Here is a 17,268-nt window from a genome sequence, read left to right on the forward strand (position 1 = left end):
CTGACCCGCCCAATGGAGGGAGGGGATGACAAGGCCCATGCGTACCACGCTTGGCCGGTTGATTGAACTTGGCCGCGCGAGGGGCTAAGGCATCGGGCCAAATTCGGAGGGAACCCATGACAATGCCCACGGCAGTGGCGCTGGAAAATGCCAAGGTCGCGTTCCGGCTGGGGGACGACCGGGTCTATACGGCGGTGGAGCAGGCGAATCTGACAGTCGGGCAGGGCGAGTTCGTCGCCATCGTCGGCCCGACCGGTTGCGGGAAGTCGACGCTGCTCAACGTTGCGGCCGGGCTGCTCAAGCCGGCCGCCGGCGGCGTCGAGATATTCGGCCGGCCGCTCGCCGGGCTGAACCGGGATGCCGGCTATCTGTTCCAGGCCGACGCTCTGTTCCCCTGGAAGACCGCGATCGACAATGTCGCGATCGGGCTCGAGATCAAGGGCACACCGCGCAGCGAGGCGCTGCCGCGGGCGCAGAAATGGCTGACGTCGGTAGGCCTCGGGGCCTTCGCGGGCCGCTATCCGCACATGCTGTCGGGCGGCCAGCGCAAGCGTGTGGCGCTGGCGCAGGTGCTGATCCGCGATCCAAAGATCCTGCTGATGGACGAGCCGTTCGGGCCGCTCGATGCGCAGACGAGGCAGGTCATGGGTAACCTTCTGCTCGACCTCTGGAATGCCGACCGCAAGGCCGTGCTGTTCGTGACCCATGACCTCGAGGAGGCGATCGCGCTCGCCGATCGCGTCGTGATCATGTCGGCGGGGCCGTCCTCGCGCATCATCGGCGACTGGCGCGTGAGCTTGCCGCGACCGCGCGACATTTTTGAAGTGCGGCTAGACAAGGAGTTCCATGCGCTTCATCGCGAGATCTGGGGAGTGCTCAAGGACGAGGTCATGAAGGGCTATGCGCAGTCCACCCACGCGACGGAGGCAGTCTGATGTCGCGGGTCACGCTGCTTGGGCTGCAAATCCTGGTCGCCATCGTCGGCATCGCGCTGTGGCAATTGCTGTCGACCGTCCCCGTGTTCGGTAAGATCCTCCTGCCGCCGTTCTTCTTCTCCAACCCGGTCGACGTATTCGCGCAGATCGTCAAGTGGTTCTCGTCCGGTGTGATCTGGAAGCATCTCGGCATCACGCTGACGGAATCGATCCTGGCCTTCGTGATCGGATCGCTCGGCGGTGTGCTGATCGGCTTCTGGTTCGCGCGCCAGCCGCTGGTCGCCGCGGTGTTCGACCCCTACGTCAAGATGGTCAACGCGCTGCCGCGCGTGGTGCTGGCGCCGATTTTTGCGCTGTGGCTCGGCCTCGGTATCTGGTCGAAGGTCGCGCTCGGCGTGACGCTGGTGTTCTTCATCGTGTTCTTCAACGTCTATCAGGGTGTCAAGGAAGTCAGTCGCACCGTGCTCGACAACGGTCGCATGCTCGGCATGAGCGAGCGGCAGTTGATGCGCCACGTCTATTGGCCCTCGGCCCTGTCCTGGATGTTCTCCTCGCTGCACACCTCGGTCGGTTTCGCCGTGGTCGGCGCGGTCGTCGGCGAGTATCTGGGATCGGCGGCAGGACTCGGCTATCTCATCCAGCAGGCCGAAGGCATATTCGACGTCGCCGGCGTATTCGCCGGCATGTTCGTGCTGTCGGCCTTCGTCATCCTGATCGACTTCGGGGTGACGCTGGTGGAACGGAGACTGTTGGTCTGGCGGCCGACCGTGGACGGGCGCGGCTAAGCCGGCCCGCGCCGGCTGACATTTATGTGATTGACCGGCTGGAATAGAACGCGCGCTCACGCGTCAAACCCCCATGCAACCACCTGCATGGGAGTTCAGGATGCCCCCCTCACAGTTTCGGCGCGCGGTAACGGCGCTCTCAGGCAGATGCCGATGGCCGCGGCCGCCTGGCCTCGGCACAGCACTCCTTGCCGCGCGCATTCTCGTTGCGTTCGCGCTCCCTCCAATCGTCTTCGCGCACGAGTCCCATCCGAGCCAGCCTGCTGCGCTGAGCACGGAGGAGAGCGCCTTCCTGCAGGAGAACGATTCCGCCATGACCAGGATGATGAACGACATGGCGGCCAAACCGACCGGCGACATCGATCGCGATTTCGTCGCGATGATGAGCCCGCATCATCAGGGTGCCATCGACATGGCGGTGATCGAGCTGCGGTACGGCAAGAACGAGCAGCTTCGGCGCATCGCCCAGGAAATCATCGTCGATCAGATGCAGGAGATCGCCGCCATGAAGCTCGCCATCGGCGAGCCGGCGACCGACGCCACCCCTGCTCCGACCCAGCCGCAATCCGTTCCCATCGCAACCGTTCATCATCACCAGGGAATGCAGATGGACATGTCCACTGGAATGAAGAAGTAGGAGCCCAGATGACCACGTCACGAATCAATATGATGAAGAGCATTCTTCTGGCGGCCACCATGCTCGCTACCGGTCCCGTCGCATGGGCTGGACAGGCGCCGGGCGCGCTGTCCGCCCCCGACATTCCGATCAGTCATCACGACCGCGTCTACGCGGCGGAGCAGTTCTCGAATACGGTTTCGGTCACCGACCCGGTCGACAACAAGCTGCTTGGTGTGATCCGGCTCGGTGACCCGCAGCCCGGCAATTTCAGCCCGCTCTACAAGGGCCAGGTGCTCGTGCACGGCATGGGTTTCTCGCCCGATCACAAGACGCTGGCCGTTGTGTCGATCGGCTCGAATTCGGTAAGCTTCATCGACACCGCGACCAACGCGGTCAAGCACGTGACCTATGTCGGGCGGTCGCCACACGAGGCGTTCTTTACGCCTGACGGCAAGGAGGTCTGGGTTACCGTCCGCGGCGAAAACTACATCTCTATCATCGACCCGACGAGCTTCAGGGAGAAAACCCGCATCACGACGCCGAACGGGCCGGGCATGCAGATTTTCTCACCCGACGGCAAATACGGCTACATCTGCTCGTCCTTCAATCCCGAGACCGACGTGGTCTCGGTGGCCGAGCACAAGATCATCGCCACGGTGAAACAGGAGAGCCCGTTCTGCCCGAACATCGCGGCGACGCCGGACGGAAAACAGGTGTGGTTCACGCTGAAGGACGTCGGTCGGACCCAGGTGTTCAACGCCAGGCCGCCGTTCAACGCAATCAGGACGATCGACACCGGGCCGATCACCAATCACGTCAACTTCGCGCACACCGCCAAGGGCACATTCGCTTATGTCACCATCGGTGGCCTGAACCAAGTGAAGGTGTTCCGCACCGACGACTTCTCGCAAGCCGCGACGATTTCGGTGGGCAGTCTGCCGCACGGCGTCTGGCCGTCCGGCGACGGCACACGCATCTATGTGGGCTTGGAGAACGCCGACGCGCTTGCGGTGATCGACACCGCGACCAACAAAGTGGTCGGAAACGTGCCGATCGGCCAGGCGCCACAGGCGATCGCCTATGTTCCAAATGCCGCGCCCGACCCGGATGACCGTCAGAATTTGCAGGCACTCGGCATCGCTGGTCAGGTCGCTCATCTCACGCTCGCATCGAAGGACGCTGCAAAGGACGGAAAGGCGCCGACCAGCGTCTCACTGTTCGATCAGGGTCTGATCCAGATCTTGCAGGCTTCGGTGACGGGACTTCAGCCCAAGCAGAAATATGTGTTGGCACTTGCGGAACGCAGTGACGGGGGCGGCCCATTGCAGCCGCTGGCAGCCTTCATGACCAATCCGGCCGGATCCGCTATCGTCAACGCGGCCGGTCCGATCCGGCAGATCGTCGACCAGTCTGCCGCGGCCGCAAAGCGCTATTTGGTGATAGCGTCCGGCGACGCAGCCATGCCGGGCGCGGCGGTCCAGATCGAGGCGCAATGACGCCGGTTCGAGCGGCGATGGAGAGGTGGCGGAGCGCTTCATGAAGGATATGCTGGTTCAGGTCGAGCCGCTGATCCCCGCGCTCCGCCGCTATGCGCGCGCGCTCATGCGCGAACGCGCGGCGGCCGACGATCTGGTTCAGGATTGCCTGGAGCGTGCCGTCAGCCGCTGGCACCAGCGGCGCGACGGCAGCGTGCGCGCCTGGCTGTTCACCATCCTTCACAACCTGGCGGTCACTCAGTTTCGCCAGGCGACAGCGCGGGGCAGGCATATGCCGATCGACGATGCAGGCGAGCGGGACCTTGTCAGCGCGGCGGAACAGGAGCACAGGCTGATCTATCAGGACGTGCTGGGCAAGCTTGCGAAACTCCCGGAGGAGCAGCGGGCTGTGTTGTTGCTGGTCGCAGTCGAGGATCTCTCCTATGCGGATGCCGCGGTGGTGCTGAACATCCCGATCGGGACCGTGATGTCGCGCCTGTCGCGTGCGCGGGAAAGGCTGCAGCAGGAGATGGATGGCGTTGCGGCTGGAAATGTCGTGGCTTTGCGGAGCGTGAAATGAACCAGCGGCCGATCACCGAGGATGATCTCCACGCCTATGTGGACCAGGCGCTCGAGCCCGAGCGTCGCGCGGAGGTCGCCTCCTATCTGGACGATCATCCGGATGTCGCCGCGCGCGTTGCGGCCTTCGCGACCCAGCGTGAGCATTTGCGCGGTGCGCTTGCGGCGATCGCCGACGAGCCGTTGCCGGCCGAGCTGAACCTGTCGCGCATCATCGAGCGCCGGAAGCTGCGTCCTCAGCGGGCGTGGTGGGCCGTCGCTGCGATGTTGCTCCTGGGCATCGGTGGTCTCGGCGGGTGGACCATGCGCAGCGTGTTGCAGGAGGGCTCAAACGGACTGTCTGCGCTGGCACAAGAGGCCGCCTACTCCTATGGCGTCTACGCACCGGATCGCGTGCGGCCGGTCGAGATAAGGGCGTCCGAAAGTGCGGAACTCACGCAATGGGTCTCGAACCGGTTGAAGCAGCCGGTGAAGGTGCCGGACCTCTCTGTCTCAGGCTACAGGCTGATGGGTGGGCGCCTGGTTGCGACGTCCCACGGCCCGGCCGCGATGTTCATGTATGATGATGATCACGGCGACCGTCTCGTTGTGTTGACGCGCCCGATGAGCAACCGCAATCTGGACACGCCGATGATGCCGCAATCGACCGGCGATGTCGCGGGTTTCGTGTGGGCGGACGGCGGCATGGGTTACACGCTCGTCGGGCAGCTTCCGGGGGAGGCCCTCAAGCCGATCGCGAATGAGATCCGGAAGCAGGCGCGCCCGATTTAGCTCTCCGCCCGTCGCGCCGAAAGGCTGAAGGCCAGAGCCTTGCTCGGCGCTTCTCAAGCGGCTGGCGCTGCTCTATGGTGCCGCCAGCCGAACGGAGGAAACCAATGAAGAACACGATTGCCAGGCTCGCCGGCGCGTTGCTCGCGCTGATGCTCACCACCGGTCTTGCCGCGGCGCAAAGCAAGGTAACCATCGCGGTCGGCGGCGGCTCCTGCCTGTGCTATCTGCCGACGGTGCTGGCCAAGCAGCTCGGCGAATACGACAAGGCCGGCCTCAATGTCGAGCTCGTGGACCTCAAGGGCGGCTCGGACGCGCTCAAGGCCGTGCTCGGCGGCAGCGCCGACGTGGTCTCCGGCTATTTCGACCATTGCGTCAACCTGGCGGCCAAGAAGCAGGAGCTTCAGGCTTTCGTGGTCTATGACCGCTATCCCGGCCTCGTGCTGGTGGTCTCGCCGTCGCACACCAACGAAATCAAGTCGGTCAAGGATCTCGCCGGCAAGAAGGTCGGCGTCAGCGCACCGGGTTCCTCCACCGACTTCTTCCTGAAGTATATGCTCAAGAAGAACGGCCTCGATCCGGCCGGCACCGCCGTGATCGGCGTCGGCCTCGGCGCCACCGCTGTTGCCGCAATGGAGCAAGGGCAGATCGACGCGGCGGTGATGCTCGATCCGTCCGTGACCGTGCTCCAGGGCAGCCACAAGGATCTGCGCATCCTCAGCGATACCCGTACCCAGAAGGATACGCTCGAGACGTTCGGCGGGGAATATCCCGGCGGCGCGCTGTATTCGACGGCTGCATGGGTCGCCGGCCATGAGAAGGAGACGCAGGCGCTCACCAACGCGATCCTCGCAACGCTCGCCTGGATTCACTCGCATTCGCCCGAGGAGATCATGGCGAAGATGCCGGAGGAGACGGTCGGCAAGAACAAGGACCTCTATCTCGCGGCGCTGAAGAACACGATCCCGATGTTCTCCGAAACCGGCAAGATGGACCCGAAGGGCGCCGACGCCGTGCTCGCGGTGTTCAGCGTCGGTTCTCCCGAGGTGGCCAACGCCAAGATCGATGTCAGCAAGACCTTCACCAACAAGTACGTCGAACAAGCGAAGAAGACCACGGGGAGCGCCAAATAGCTGACGCGAAGACGTGGTAACCGGCCCGTCATGACATCCCCGGTCATTCATCGCGTCACGACGCTTGATCTCGCCGTGCGGCCGATGATCTGGCCGTTCGCCGAGGAGCGGCGCGCCGAGATCGCGGCGCACTTTGCCGAGAATCAGCGCGAGCGGCCGAAACTCTGGAACGGACGCGTCCTGCTCGGGCGCGACGCCGTCTTCACGGACGGCCATCTCGCCGCGACCTATTTCGAGACCGATTTTGCCAGCTTCCTCGCCTGGCGCGACTGGGGCTTCCCTGACACCGCCGTGTTCAACGGTTTTGGCATGGGGGCATTGCGGACTTCCGACGGCGCCTTTGTCATGGGCGAGATGGCGCCCCACACCGCCAATGCGGGCCGCATCTATTTTCCCTCGGGGACGCCCGATCTCGACGACGTCAGGGACGGAGCGCTCGACATCCCCGGCAGCGTCGTCCGCGAACTCGGCGAGGAGACCGGCCTGACGGCGGCCGACTACCAGGCCGAGCCGGATTGGCATTGCGTCGTCAGTGGCCGAGCGATTGCAATGATTCAGGTTCTCAACCTGGATATGCCGAGCGATGTAGCGCGTGCGCAAATTGAAGCCAATCTCGCGCGTGAGGCCGAGCCGGAGCTGTCGGCCATTCATCTCGTGCGCGGGATGAGCGATCTCACGCCGTCCATGCCGCGATTTGTCACGGCCTTCGTCGAGCAGCAGTTTGCTTCGCGCTGATGCGCGAGACTTGACATCGCTTCGCTCAACCCATGTGATGGGAAAAAAGCAAAAGCAAAAAGAATGCAATGCACAATGGTCCAGGGAGGTTTTGATGCGCCTGCGCATGGCTGCCCGCTTGGTACGTGGGCTGTTGGTCGCGATATCAGCGACGGGCTTGGCGATGTCCGCCCAGGCCCAGGAGAAGAAGATCAAGATCGGCGTCGTTTTCGATTTGACCGGACCTCTCGCCGGCGGCGGGTCTGAGCTCGGTTACATCGGCGCAAAAATCATCCTCGACCATTTCGCCAGGACCGGCGTCGAGGGCTACAAGATCGAGGCGGTTTACGCCGATGCGCAGAGCAAGCCCGACATCGCCATCAACGAATCCGTCCGCCTGCTCGAGCAGGAGAAGGTCGACATGGTGCTCGGCTTCTTCTCCTCGGCGCAATGCGTGCCGGTGGCCGCGCGCGTCGAGCAGCTCAAGAAGTTCATGTGGATGACGACTTGCATCTCGTCGGCCGTGTTCAACGAGAAGGGCTACAAATACGTGTTCCGCCCGCAGGCGAGCGGCGACCAGTTCGGCATGATGACGATGGATTTCATCGCGCAGAACGCCGAAGCGAAGTTCGGCAAGGAGCCGAAGGACTTGCGCGTTGCCATCATCCACGAGGACGGCGCCTATGGGGTCGACGTCTCCAGGGGCAACGAGGCCGGCGCGAAGAAGGCGGGCTTCAACGTCGTGATGAAGGAGGGCTATTCGGCCACCGCGCCTGATCTCTCCGCGCTGGTGACCAAGCTGAAGCGCGCCAAGCCCGACGTAATTTTTCACACCGGCTATAACCCCGACATCACGCTGTTGCTGCGCCAGGCCCGGGAGCAGGGCCTGAAGTTCGGCGCGCTGATGGGGCACGGTGCGGGTTACGGCGTCTATGAGAAGCTGAAGGAGGGCATGGGAGCCGACGCCACCTACATCTTCAACACCGATCCGATCTCGATCTGGCTCGCCAACCAGAAGACCATGGATCCGAAGCTTCCGCCCGTCATCAAGATGGTCGGTGAGGAGTTCGACAAGATCCGGCCCGGCGTCGCCATCCGTTCCGCCCATGTCGGCATCGGTGCCTCCAACACGTATGTCTTCCTGGCCGACGTGCTGCCGCGCGCGATCAAGAAATATGGCGGGGTCGATCCAGACGCCTTGCGCAAGGCCGCGCTCGATACCGATATCCCCGAGGGCGGCACCATGCTCGGCTTCGGCGTCAAGTTCTACGGCGAGGGCACGCCGATGGCGGGGCAGAACGAGCGCTCATTCCCGGTCGTGATCCAGTATATCGACGATAAATCCTCCGTGGTGTGGCCCAAGAGCCAGGCGCAGCGCGAGGCTGTACTGCCGCTGCCGAAGGGCACCACCTACAGCAACCAGTAGCGGCGGAGCGGGACGGTGCTGGAAGTCAGCGGGCTGGTGAAGCGCTTTGGTGGCTTCACCGCCGTCAACAACGTGTCGTTCAAAGTCGATCAGGGCGAGATCCTCGGCCTGATCGGCCCCAACGGCTCGGGCAAGAGCACGATCTTCAACATGCTCTCCGGCACGCTGGCGCCGACCTCGGGTTCGATCCTGTTCGGCGGTTCCGAGATCGCGGGCCTCGCGCCGCACCGGATCATCAACAGCGGCATCGGCCGCACTTTCCAGATTCCGCGGCCATTCCGCCGCCTGACCATCTTCGAGAACGTCGCGCTGGCCGGCTTCTACGGCCAGGGCCGCCACAGCCGTGCCAGGGCGGAGGAGGCGGCCGAGCGGTCGCTCGCCATGGTCGGCCTGCCGACCGATCGCCATGCCAGCGTCGATGGCCTCGGCGCGGCCGGCCTGAAGAAGCTCGAACTGGCGAAAGCGCTTGCCACGGCGCCAAAACTATTGCTTGCCGATGAGAGCCTCGGCGGTCTCGACGAAGCCGAGATGGGGCAGGCGGCCGATATGCTGCGCAACATCCGCGACGAGCTCGGCATCACCATCATCTGGGTCGAGCACATCATGGGCGTGCTGATGCGCGTGGTCGACCGCGTCATGGTGCTCGATCACGGCGAGAAGATCTCGGAGGGACTGCCGAGCGCGGTTGCCGGCGATCCGCGCGTGATCGAGGTCTATCTCGGCACCGACGCCGAGACCACGCAGGCCGCGGCCGCCGCAGCGCGCCGCCGCGCGGGAGGGCAGTGATGCTGGAGCTCCGCGGCGTCAATGCCGGCTATGGCACGTTCCAGGCGCTGTTCGACGTCAATCTCGACGTCAAAGCCGGCGAGGCCGTCGGCGTCATCGGCCCGAACGGCGCCGGCAAGACCACCTTGATGCGCGTCATCTCCGGCCTGATCCGTCCCTCGCGCGGGTCGATCAGGATGGAGGGTGTCGATGTCGTGGCGACACCGCCGCACAAGATCGTCAGCCTCGGCATTGCGCATGTGCCCGAGAACCGGCGGCTGTTTCCGCAGCTCTCGGTCGACGACAATCTCAAGATGGGCGCCTTCATGAAGGAGGCGCGCGGCCATTATGCCGAGCGGCTGGACGTCGTGTTCGACCTGTTTCCGCGCCTGAAGGAGCGCCGCCACCAAATGGCCGGCACCATGTCCGGCGGCGAGCAGCAGATGTGCGCGATCGGCCGCGCGCTGATGTCCAAGCCGAAGCTGCTGCTGCTCGACGAGCCCTCGGCGGGACTCGCGCCGGTCGTGGTGCAGCAGGTGTTCGAGCTGGTGAAGCGGATCCGGGCCAGCGGGCTGACGGTGCTGATCGTCGAGCAGAACGTGCAGCAGGTGCTGAAAGTCGTCGATCGCGCCTATCTGATCGAGGCGGGCACGATCAGATCGTCCGGCACGTCGGCGGAGATGCTGGCAAGCGACACGGTCAAGGAAGCGTATCTCGGGGTGTGAGGTTCATGCGGGCATGCAAGCTTTTCTGGACATTTTCGATATCTACCTGCTGGAAGCCGTGATCAACGGCATCCTGCTCGGCGGCGTGCTGGCGCTGCTCGCGCTCGGGCTCAATCTGATCTTCGGCGTCATCGACGTGACCTGGATCTGCTACGCCGAACTGGTGATGATCGGCATGTACGCGATGTATTTCCTGGTGCAGTATTACGGCGTCAGCTATTTCGTCGCCGCGCCGCTCACGATTCTGCTGGTTGCGATGCTCGGCGCCGCGCTGCACTACCTCGTGATTGCGCCGCTGCTCACGGCCCCGCCGATCAACCAGCTGCTTGCAACGGGCGGTGTGCTGTTCGTGCTCCAGAGCTTTGCCACCGTTGCCTTCGGCATCGACTTCCGCAATCTCGGCATCCGCCTGCCGGTGCTCGCTTTCGGCGACATGAATTTCAGCTACGCACGGCTGCTGTCGTTCCTGGCCGCACTGGTCGGCATGGTCGCGGTCTACCTGTTCATGACGCGGACCTTCACCGGCACCGCGATCCGCGCCATTTCGCAGGACCGGCAGATCATGGCGCTGATGGGCGTCGATACGAAGAAGATCTACCTGATCACCTCTGCACTCGGCGGCGCGCTGGCCGGGCTCGCCGCCTGTCTGCTGGTGCTGCAATATGACGTGCATCCCTTCGTCGGTCTCTCCTTCGGACCCATCACCTTCCTGATCTGCGTGCTCGGCGGGCTCGGCAATTTCATCGGCGGCTTCATCGCCGCCTTCGTGTTCGCCGAGATCATCTCGCTCGGCGGCCTGTTCTCCGATCTCGAATGGGGCTACGTGCTCGCCTTCGCCTTCTTCATCGTCATGATGTTCATCCGGCCCGCGGGCCTGCTTGCGAGGCGCCGATGATGGGGCAGGGGCGCCTTGCAGCCTGGGCGGTCGGGCTGGCGGCGCTGATCGCGCTGCCCTTCGTCTATCGCGATCCCTATCATCTGCACATCCTGGTGCTGATCCTGATCTGGTCGTTCGCCTATACATCGTGGTCGATGATGGGGCGGTTCGGCCTCGTCTCGCTCGGCCACGGCGGCTTCATGGGGATCGGCGCCTATGTCACCGCGCTCTTGTGGAATCATCTCGGCTGGTCGCCCTGGATCGGCATTCCCATCGGCATGGTCGCGGCCGGCGCGCTGGCGCTGATCGTCGGCTATCCCTGCTTCCGCTTCCGCATCACCGGGCATTATTTCGTGCTGGTGACGCTGGCGCTCTCCGGCATCGTGCTCCAGGTCATCACCGCGACGCGCGACTATACCGGCGGCTCGCTCGGCTATACGCCGAACCGCGCCTCGGGCAACAAGCTCCTGGCGCTGCAATTCGACGACAAGATCACCTGGTACTTGATCGCGCTCGGGGTCTGGCTCTTCGGCATCGTGGTCTGGCACTGGGTCGACCGCAGCATGGCACGTTATGCGCTGGAGGCGATCTCGGAAGACGAGGACGCCGCGGCCGCGGCCGGCGTCGACGTCACCGCGGAAAAGCTGAAGATCACGCTGCTCAGCGCCTTGATGACGGCGCTGGCCGGTGCGCTCTACTGCCAGTACCAGATGTTCATCACGCCCGACACCGTCAGCGGCATCGCGGTCTCGCTCCAGATGGTGTTCGCGGCCATCGTCGGCGGCCTGTTCGTCTCGCTCGGCCCGACCTTCGGCGCCGTCATCACAATTTTGCTGGCCGAGACCCTGCGTATCGGCTTCGGCACCAAAGCGGTCGGCTGGGACAATCTCGTCTACGGCGTGCTGCTGGTCCTTTTCATCATATTCCTTCCCAAGGGTATCCTTGGTAGCGTGCTCGACCGATTGAAGCCGCAACGCAAGGTGCCCCGCGCTCATGAGCAAGAAGCCGTCCAAATCGCTCGCCCAGGAACTTGACCGCTACATCACGCCGTTTCGCTATGATGGGTCGGGCAAGTTTCATCTCAAGGACCACAAGACCAACGAGAGGGACGACCTCGACAAGGAGACGGCGCAGGACATTCTCGACGCCAACAAGAAGCGGCTGATCGAGTTTCAGGAGAGGCTCTACGCCCAGGACCGCTGGTCGCTGCTGATCGTGTTCCAGGCCATGGACGCCGGCGGCAAGGATTCTGCGATCAAGGCGATCTTCGAGGGCATCAATCCGCAGGGCTGCGAGGTCCATGCCTTCAAGGCCCCGAGCACCAACGAACTGGACCACGATTTCCTCTGGCGTCACGCGGTCGCGCTGCCCGCGCGCGGGCATATCGGCATCTTCAACCGTTCCCATTACGAGGAATGCCTGGTGACACGCGTGCACCCGGAGATCCTCGCCAAGGAGAAGCTGCCGCAAAAGCTCGTCACCAAGAACATCTGGAAAGAGCGGTTCGAGGACATCTCGGCTTTCGAGCGCTACCTCTACCGCAACGGCACACTGGTGTTGAAGTTCTTCCTCAACGTCTCCAAAGAGGAGCAGCGCGAGCGCTTCCTCGACCGGCTGGAGGATCCGGCCAAGCAGTGGAAGTTCTCAATGGGCGATATCAAGGAGCGCGCACTGTGGCCGCGCTACCAGGCGGTCTATCAGGACATCGTCCGCCACACGGCCACGCCCCATGCGCCGTGGTACGTCGTGCCGGCCGATCACAAATGGTTCGCACGGGTCGTGATCGGATCGGTGATCAATGCCGCGCTCGAAAAGCTGGACTTGCGCTTTCCCCGCGCCGACAAGGCCTCGGCTGCGGAGTTCGAAGCGGTGCGCGAGGCGCTTCAGAAGGAGGAGAAGGAGAGCAAGAAGCGAGCAAGGTGATCGCCGGCAAGCGGCAAAACCCGCGTACTCGCCGGCCCCCGACGAAAAGTTCGAAAACAACCCCATGCACAGTAGCCGGTGCCAGCGAAATCAATGGCTTGACCGCCCACCCGAATGGATACGGATTTTACGAAATCTGTTTGACGCGTCGGGCAAAACAGGGGCATGATGTCATCATCGCCCCTGTGCCCCCCTCAATACCCGCGGCCCCACCAGTAGCAGAAGCGCTCGACGTTGGCGGGAAGGCCCGCTTCGTAGTTCCCCCATTTCTCGTATTTCGGCAGCTTCACTTCCTTCATCGCGGTGTCGAAGCATTTGCCGGCATCAGCTGCCTTCTTCACCTCGGCGGAGAGGTCTTCCATGTAGGCAATATCGTCCTCGATATCCTTCTTGGTGCCGAAGCGTCCGCCGGCATAGGGGTGACCGGGGATCATCCGCTCCCAGTCGAGCGAGGCCAGCTTCTTCAGCGAGGCGATGTATTCCAGCGGCGAGGCGTTGTCGGGAATGTTGCGGAACTGGACGGACTCGATCGGCGCGAAGTCGACGACGAAGACGATCTTCTCCTTCGGCAGCCGCATCACCAGCGAGTTGTCGGAATGGTTGCGGCCGACATAGTCCAGCTCCAGCGTGGTACCGCCGAGCGTGATGGTCTTCTTGTCGTCCACCACCTCATCCGGCATCACGACGTCGGCGAGCAGGGATTTCTGCTTCTTCAGTTCGAGCAGGCGTTCCTTGGTCCGCCGGTGCGCGATGAAGGTGGCGCCGAGATCCTTGAACGGCTGGCCACCGGCGATGTGGTCGTAGTGATGATGGCTGTAGATGACGTATTTGATCGGCTTGTCGGTGACCGCCTTGATCGCGTCGATATAGGGTTTTGCCGGCCGCAAATACGAGATCGGGTCGGTCGCAATCACGCCCTTCGGCGTCACCACGAACATCGACTGGTGGCCGCCATAGCGGAAGACGTAGACGTTCTCGGTGCCGTCGACCTTTTTGGTCGAGGTCTGCGGCGGGTTTTGCGCGGCGGCCGATCCAATTCCGGCAACGAGCGCGGCAAGCGCAATGAGGCAAATCGATATCTTCATCTCAGGCTTTCTGGAAATGACGGAGGGCAGGAGAGGTGGATATCCTCATCATCACTAACGCTGCCGGGAAGACTTTATTCCGCTACATCGGGTCGCAGGCCGTCCAAACCGACAGGTCATGATGCGTTGCGCTGCCGCTCGCGGAACTGCCACGTTCAATTGTGATGGCTTGGGCCTTTGATCCTGCTTGACAGTTTTGTGTCGCAGGAGGACCATGCAGATGGTCGCGAATACGCGACGCGCAACGTCCACCTCAAGAGCAAGGGGAGGTCTATGACACCACCTCCGCAAATCCAGCCGCGTTAAGTGCGATGGAGCTCGTTCGGACTATCGCATAGCGGCGCAAACCGCGAACGGCACGCCGGGTCAAGGTCTAGAGGGCTGCATCAGTGTGGCATGGCCCCTACCTGCCCGGCGCTGTGCTTTTACAGCCCGCTCATCGTGTTGGATGCCTTGACGAGGCCACCTGCGCGAATGTCCTGATAGCCTGCTTTCTCTCCTCCTCCTCACCGTCATTCCGGGTCCGATTCCCGGAATGACGAGAGAGGTTTTGCGTGCACCGGATTCTATGGCGCGCGCGTCTTTGCCGAGCCGCCTTCCCGATCCTGCGTTGCAGCAAATGCCAAGAGATTGTCGCCCCATCGGCAAACTTCCGACACAGGACGCGGGCGAATAACGACCATCCGACATGACGCATGCGTTTCGGCGGTGACCGCTCCGATTCCGCCGGGACGCATCTATTTTTTCCAGGGAATCCTCGTGTCGCATAAGCTTGCCCCCGCGCTTCTTGCCGCTCTCTTCCTCGCCGTCGCATCTCTCGCCGGAGCCCACGCCGAGCCAGCTGTGCCAGCGACCAGCAACGCTGCCGCGCTGTCGCCGGATGATGCCAGGCGCGCACTGGAGACGCTCCAGGACGACAAGAAGCGCGCGCAGATGATCGACACGCTGCGCGCGATCGCGAATGCATCCGGTCCACAGCAGCCTGCACCGCCCGCGCCCGAGCAGAAATCTGCGATCCCGCTCTCGGCCGACGGCCTCGGGGCGCAGCTCCTGCTCACCGTGTCCGAGGAGATCGGAGATATCTCGCGCCAGGTCGCCGACGTTGCCCGTACGCTCACGCATTTCCCGGCGTTCTACTACTGGATCGTGCGGACCGCGAACGATCCAACAGCCTACAATCTCCTGATCGAGATCGCCTGGAAGCTCGCGCTGGTGCTCGGTTGCGCCCTCGCGGCGGAATGGGTGATCTTCCGGCTGATCCGGCGCCCGGTCATATTCCTCGAATCGCGCGTGCCGCAGACCGTGCACGTACCGGCACAGCCGCTGGCCGCCGGCGACCCTCCATCGTCCGCGTCCGGCGTCGCCGCCCAGCCCGAGCAGCACCGGCGCCGCGTCAGCCTGGCGCGCGCGTGGCAATTGCTGCTGCGGCTGCCCTTCGTACTCGGACGCCTATTGCTGGAGTTGCTTCCCGTCGTCATCTTCGTGGGCGTGGCGACCACGCTGCTCGGAACGGAGATCGGCGACCCCGCCACCGTCCGTCTCGTCATCCTCGCGGTCGTGAATGCCTATGCGTTCTCGCGCGGGCTCATCTGTGTCGTCCGCGCACTGGCGGGCCCCTACGGCCTGTTTCCGGTCCGTGCCGAGACCGCGGCCTATATCGAGATCTGGGCGCGCCGCATCGTCGGCGTCGGTGTCTCAGGCATCGCCTTTGCCAATGTGGCGCTGTTGCTCGGGCTGCATCGCGCCGGCTATGCGGCGCTGCTGCGCATGGTGATGCTGGTCGTGCACCTCTTCGTCGTCGTCATCATCCTGCAATGCCGCCGTCAGGTCGCCGAAGCCATCCGTGCGCCCGCCGACCGGCAAGGCATCGCGGCCCGGATGCGCAATCGTATCGCCGGCGGTTGGCATTATCTCGCCATCGCGCTCGACATCGCGCTGTGGGCGGTCTGGGCGCTCAATATCCGCAACGGCTATTCGCTGCTGCTGCAATATTTCGTCGGCACTATCGCTGTGGTGCTGATCACCCGCGTCGCCATCATGGTGACGCTGAGCCTGATCGATCGCGGCTTTCGCATCAAGCCGGAGATCCTGCAGCGCTTTCCGGGCCTCGAGATCCGGGCCAACCGTTATTTGCCGCTGCTGCGGAAGATCGTCTCAGGTGTCATCGCCTTCATTGGTTTCGTAGCGGTGCTCGAGGTCTGGGGCGTCGATGCCATCGTCTGGTTCTACGGCGGCCAGATCGGCAGCCGGCTGATCTCGGCGGTGGCGACCATCGGCATCGCCGTCTTCATCGCCGCGGCGATCTGGGAAGCCAGCAACGCGCTGCTGGACCGTCAGATCAATACACTGTCGCGGGACGGGCATTATGCCCGCGCCGCGCGCCTGCGCACGTTCCAGCCGATGCTGCGGACGGCGCTTCTGTGCCTGATAGCCACCGTCGTCGGCCTGACCGCGCTGAGCGAGATCGGGGTCAACGTCGCGCCGCTGCTGGCGGGCGCCGGCATCGTCGGCATCGCGATCGGCTTCGGTTCGCAAAAGCTGGTGCAGGACCTCATCACCGGGCTGTTCCTGCTGCTGGAGAACACGGTCCAGGTCGGCGACAACGTCAGCGTGTCGGGACTGTCGGGCGTGGTCGAGAACGTTTCCATCCGCACGATCAGGCTCCGCGCAGGCGACGGCGCCGTGCACATCGTGCCGTTCAGCGCGGTCACGACCATCACCAATGCCAGCCGTGGCGCCGGCAATGCTTCGGTCAGCGTCAACGTCGCCTACAAGGAGGACACCGACCGTGCCGGCCAGATCCTCAAGGACATCGTCGACGAGATGCGCCGCGAGCCTGAATTCCGCAGCCTGATCCGCGGCGACCTCGATCTTTGGGGCATCGACAAGGTCGATGGCGCCATGGTGTCGATCGTCGGCCAGATACGCTGCACCGAGGCCGGCCGCTGGCCGGTCCAGCGCGAATTCAACCGCCGCATGAAGCAGCGTTTCCAGCAGAACGGCATCGAGGTCGCGTCCGCCACCCAGACCATCTTGATGCACATCGCGCCGCCGGCCGAGGGCGCCGTGAACCTCACGCAGCGAAGAGCGGCTGGATAGTCGCTCGGAAAACTTACTGCTTGCCTCGGTCGAACCGGCATCGTTCACTCCGCCCCACCGAGAAAGGGTGGCCGATCGTGAAAGCCGCCGACATCAAGCCTGAGTAGTTTCGAGGCGCCAAGAGCATTCCTGCCTCATCCTGGGCCGTCTCGAAGGATGGCCGCGGGCGAGATCGGGAGCCTTCATGGTTCGAGACGCGCGTGCCGCGCTCCTCACCATGAGGCGAGAGAGCTGCGACGTTAACCTTTCATGCTGCGCGGCATTCTCGCTGCGGTGCGAGATCACAATCAATGCCTAGAATTCTACGTCCTTGATCTCAGGTGAGCGGTGGCCGACAATGTCGGCTGTTCAATAAGAAAC

Annotated in this window: 16 protein-coding genes; 15 read left to right on the forward strand and 1 reads right to left on the reverse strand. The window is 63.6% G+C overall.

Annotated elements, in window-relative coordinates; all coding sequences use genetic code 11:
* Nucleotides 1-116: 116 nt before the first annotated feature.
* From NR187_RS06635 to NR187_RS06700, 14 genes are all read left to right on the forward strand, one after another.
* Complete coding sequence (locus tag NR187_RS06635) at nt 117-935, forward strand: ABC transporter ATP-binding protein (RefSeq protein WP_256806086.1); 819 nt, start codon at nt 117-119, stop codon at nt 933-935.
* Complete coding sequence (locus NR187_RS06640) at nt 935-1,720, forward strand: ABC transporter permease (protein ID WP_211384613.1); 786 nt, start codon at nt 935-937, stop codon at nt 1,718-1,720. Before NR187_RS06635 ends, NR187_RS06640 begins: the two co-directional genes overlap by 1 nt.
* Before the next feature lie 100 nt (nt 1,721-1,820).
* Complete coding sequence (locus NR187_RS06645) at nt 1,821-2,357, forward strand: DUF305 domain-containing protein (RefSeq protein ID WP_256806087.1); 537 nt, start codon at nt 1,821-1,823, stop codon at nt 2,355-2,357.
* Nucleotides 2,358-2,365: 8 nt separating this feature from the next.
* Nucleotides 2,366-3,835 carry a YncE family protein gene (locus NR187_RS06650; RefSeq protein ID WP_256806088.1) on the forward strand — a complete coding sequence of 490 codons (1,470 nt, stop codon included), beginning with the start codon at nt 2,366-2,368 and terminating at the stop codon, nt 3,833-3,835.
* Nucleotides 3,836-3,875: 40 nt separating this feature from the next.
* The gene (locus NR187_RS06655; protein WP_256806213.1) at nt 3,876-4,394 is read left to right on the forward strand and encodes a sigma-70 family RNA polymerase sigma factor; all 519 of its coding nucleotides are present in this window, start codon (nt 3,876-3,878) and stop codon (nt 4,392-4,394) included.
* A complete protein-coding gene (locus tag NR187_RS06660; protein ID WP_256806089.1) occupies nt 4,391-5,164 on the forward strand; it encodes an anti-sigma factor in 774 nt (257 codons plus the stop codon). The genes NR187_RS06655 and NR187_RS06660 overlap by 4 nt, the downstream gene beginning before the upstream one ends.
* Nucleotides 5,165-5,268: 104 nt before the next feature.
* Nucleotides 5,269-6,294: an ABC transporter substrate-binding protein gene (locus NR187_RS06665; RefSeq protein WP_256806090.1), complete on the forward strand. Its 1,026-nt coding sequence runs from the start codon at nt 5,269-5,271 to the stop codon at nt 6,292-6,294.
* A 30-nt stretch (nt 6,295-6,324) separates the two neighbouring features.
* Nucleotides 6,325-7,029 carry an NUDIX hydrolase gene (locus NR187_RS06670; protein WP_211384619.1) on the forward strand — a complete coding sequence of 235 codons (705 nt, stop codon included), beginning with the start codon at nt 6,325-6,327 and terminating at the stop codon, nt 7,027-7,029.
* A 94-nt stretch (nt 7,030-7,123) separates the two neighbouring features.
* Complete coding sequence (locus tag NR187_RS06675) at nt 7,124-8,434, forward strand: ABC transporter substrate-binding protein (RefSeq protein WP_306235176.1); 1,311 nt, start codon at nt 7,124-7,126, stop codon at nt 8,432-8,434.
* A 15-nt stretch (nt 8,435-8,449) separates the two neighbouring features.
* Nucleotides 8,450-9,220, forward strand: coding sequence for an ABC transporter ATP-binding protein (locus tag NR187_RS06680; RefSeq protein WP_211384621.1), 771 nt, complete (start codon nt 8,450-8,452; stop codon nt 9,218-9,220).
* Entirely contained in the window at nt 9,220-9,924 is a 705-nt protein-coding gene (locus tag NR187_RS06685) for an ABC transporter ATP-binding protein (RefSeq protein WP_211384622.1), read from the forward strand. Before NR187_RS06680 ends, NR187_RS06685 begins: the two co-directional genes overlap by 1 nt.
* A gap of 13 nt (nt 9,925-9,937) precedes the next feature.
* A complete protein-coding gene (locus NR187_RS06690; protein ID WP_211384623.1) occupies nt 9,938-10,819 on the forward strand; it encodes a branched-chain amino acid ABC transporter permease in 882 nt (293 codons plus the stop codon).
* A complete protein-coding gene (locus tag NR187_RS06695; RefSeq protein ID WP_211384624.1) occupies nt 10,816-11,835 on the forward strand; it encodes a branched-chain amino acid ABC transporter permease in 1,020 nt (339 codons plus the stop codon). The genes NR187_RS06690 and NR187_RS06695 overlap by 4 nt, the downstream gene beginning before the upstream one ends.
* On the forward strand, nt 11,795-12,724 hold the full coding sequence (locus NR187_RS06700; RefSeq protein WP_211384625.1) for a polyphosphate kinase 2 family protein: 930 nt from the start codon (nt 11,795-11,797) through the stop codon (nt 12,722-12,724). Before NR187_RS06695 ends, NR187_RS06700 begins: the two co-directional genes overlap by 41 nt.
* A 194-nt stretch (nt 12,725-12,918) precedes the next feature.
* On the opposite strand, the gene NR187_RS06705 is transcribed toward NR187_RS06700, so the two are convergent.
* Complete coding sequence (locus NR187_RS06705) at nt 12,919-13,809, reverse strand: MBL fold metallo-hydrolase (RefSeq protein WP_211384626.1); 891 nt, start codon at nt 13,807-13,809, stop codon at nt 12,919-12,921.
* 759 nt (nt 13,810-14,568) lie between these two features.
* Here NR187_RS06705 and NR187_RS06710 point away from each other — a divergent pair.
* Nucleotides 14,569-16,908 (forward strand): mechanosensitive ion channel domain-containing protein, encoded by a 2,340-nt coding sequence (locus NR187_RS06710; protein WP_256806092.1) that lies wholly within the window; start codon nt 14,569-14,571, stop codon nt 16,906-16,908.
* Nucleotides 16,909-17,268: the final 360 nt, after the last annotated feature.

This window comes from Bradyrhizobium sp. Bra64 (assembly GCF_024519875.1).
Lineage (GTDB): Bacteria > Pseudomonadota > Alphaproteobacteria > Rhizobiales > Xanthobacteraceae > Bradyrhizobium > Bradyrhizobium japonicum_G.